Annotated in this window: 1 protein-coding gene; it reads right to left on the reverse strand. The window is 38.9% G+C overall.

All coding sequences use genetic code 11. From position 1 onward, the window contains the following. Positions 1 to 68: 68 nt before the first annotated feature. On the reverse strand, positions 69 to 617 hold the full coding sequence (locus tag B9J84_RS12445; protein WP_094124259.1) for a hypothetical protein: 549 nt from the start codon (positions 615 to 617) through the stop codon (positions 69 to 71). Between the last annotated feature and the right edge of the window lie 278 nt (positions 618 to 895).

Here is an 895-nt window from a genome sequence, read left to right on the forward strand (position 1 = left end):
TTTTGATTAGTGTCATATTGAAACTCCAATAGTTTTGGTAAATGAAGGTGAACGTCAAGAGAGAAGCACTAACGCCATTCACCAATCCCATTACCGCTAGAAACAGTAACGATGTCATCTAGTTTGGCGACCTCAGGATCTTCAGCATTCTTTTTACTCAGTTCAATGTCTGTTGCGATTGCCGTCATCGCCATTGGATTTAGGCTCCAGCTTGACGACGCTTCATAGGTTGCTGTTGCCCAATCATCGACCATGCCTTTTTCGTTGACTAAGAAGTAGTAAATCACATATCGCATTTTCTCATTGCTGATGATACCACCCAAGAATTCACCACTGGACGCTTCCATCACATCAACATGCTTGTAAATAACACCGTTGTTTAGCTTTTCTTCAGCAATGACTCGTCCATACATTGGCACTGTAAATTGAGGGGCGGAAGTCAGGTTTTTTAGACTGAGTTTGGTCGCACTTTGGTTGAGACGAGTCTCTTCTTTTACGTCTTGGTAAGCCTTACCTACGGCTAGAGAGGCATTATAGCGATCCGATGCTTCTTGTGCGGCGCAGCCCGATAGAACTAGTGAAATAAAGACGATAAAGGGGGTTAATATTTTTTTCATTGGATTTTCTTCATGATGTTTTGCCTAATATTTGAACGTTCAATGCAAAGAATTACCAATGTCCGTTAAAATGAAAGGCATAAATTAGTTTGGTGATGGAATATAGAAATACGGTTTATTTATGTATAGAAAAATAAGTAAACAGAAGATAATGAAAAATCAATAAATGTTTAATTGATTGTAATTTATGGTTTTTATTTACGCGACGTTATTGGTACACATGTTTGTGATTGGCCTTAGCCCATCAAATCCTATGGGTATTATGTGTGTTTAGCCGC

Origin of the sequence: Vibrio sp. V03_P4A6T147 (assembly GCF_002241085.1) — a bacterium.
GTDB classification, from domain to species: domain Bacteria; phylum Pseudomonadota; class Gammaproteobacteria; order Enterobacterales; family Vibrionaceae; genus Vibrio; species Vibrio anguillarum.

Excerpts from the sequence above, each read along its gene's own strand:
- B9J84_RS12445 (WP_094124259.1), bottom strand. The coding sequence starts at position 617 with ATGAAAAAAATATTAACCCCCTTTATCGTCTTTATTTCACTAGTTCTA.